This is a genomic window from Dellaglioa sp. CoH-55-MRSF-8 (assembly GCF_056782195.1).
In genome coordinates, this window is sequence record NZ_JBXAYH010000082.1 from 1 (window position 1) to 419 (window position 419).

The 419-nt window shown below is 54.7% G+C and carries 1 protein-coding gene; it reads right to left on the minus strand.

All coding sequences use genetic code 11. The features are described 5' to 3' along the window. Positions 1-378, minus strand: a 378-nt coding sequence (locus tag AC1RPW_RS08010) for a hypothetical protein (RefSeq protein WP_481769444.1), incomplete at its 3' end; no start/stop codon positions are given. Between the last annotated feature and the right edge of the window lie 41 nt (positions 379-419).

A 419-nucleotide genomic window follows, 5' to 3' on the forward strand; every position in this document is an offset into this window, starting at 1 on the left:
TGCACCATTCTCGAAACAGGTGACACGGATCAGGTCGCGCACCGTTTCCTTATTGATTCCCTCGTCTTCGAGGATCAGGTTGATGTCGCGAGTGAACACGCGCTGGATGGCTCGTTGGATGTTCACGGTATCTCGTTCAGCACCACCCGAGTGATTGTGGTCATGGAACAGCGAGGCCACGGCCAGAGCCTTCAGATCGCCCTGCACGAGGTAGTGGTTGCTGGCCTTGGGCCGAAGCGAGTTTTCGTTTGTGGCCACCACATGGGACCAGTACACGACATGCAGTTCATGCTGAAGGTTGTGGTACGGGTTATTCATGTGCAGGCCATGACCTGCCGCTTGCAGCAGATAGTCGGCGTTTGCGCGATCACTAAACAATGAACGTAGAATGGACGGAGCTTCGTATTGCGGTTCGATAT